This window comes from Streptomyces sp. NRRL S-455 (assembly GCF_000717875.1).
Taxonomy (GTDB): Bacteria; Actinomycetota; Actinomycetes; order Streptomycetales; family Streptomycetaceae; genus Streptomyces.
In genome coordinates this window covers 1-375 of sequence record NZ_JOCT01000086.1, presented here as the reverse complement: position 1 = coordinate 375, position 375 = coordinate 1, and the positions used below count along the sequence as shown (strand labels likewise).

Annotated in this window: 1 pseudogene; it reads right to left on the bottom strand. The window is 70.4% G+C overall.

Features of this window, described 5'->3' with window-relative positions:
• A pseudogene (locus IE97_RS39055) lies at positions 1–375 on the bottom strand (glycoside hydrolase family 32 protein); the annotation flags it as partial.

Below are 375 nucleotides of genomic sequence, written 5' to 3'. Positions count from 1 at the left end.
TGGGCGGGCTCCTCGGCGGCGGTGAACTGGTCGGCCAGGACGTGGCCCCAGCCGCCGGTGTTCATGTCGACGACCTGGATCCGCGCCTTCTTGCCGGCGAGGTCGCCGACGTCCCAGGAGGCCCAGTCGAGCGCTTCGGCGTCCTTTCCGGTGGCGCTGCGGACGACTTGGCCGTCCACCAGGAGCTCGACGGCGGTGGGGTCGGCGGAGCCGGCCGGGTGGTTGCCGCCGCCGATGAGGAAGTTGATGTACTTCTTGTCGATGGTGAACTCGGGCGAGGTGAGGGTGCCCGTGGTGGCGTCGCCGTTCAGGAAGGTGTTGGCCAGCCCGTCTCCCAGGAAGCCGGAGACCTGGTGCTGGCCGGGGAAGGTGCCG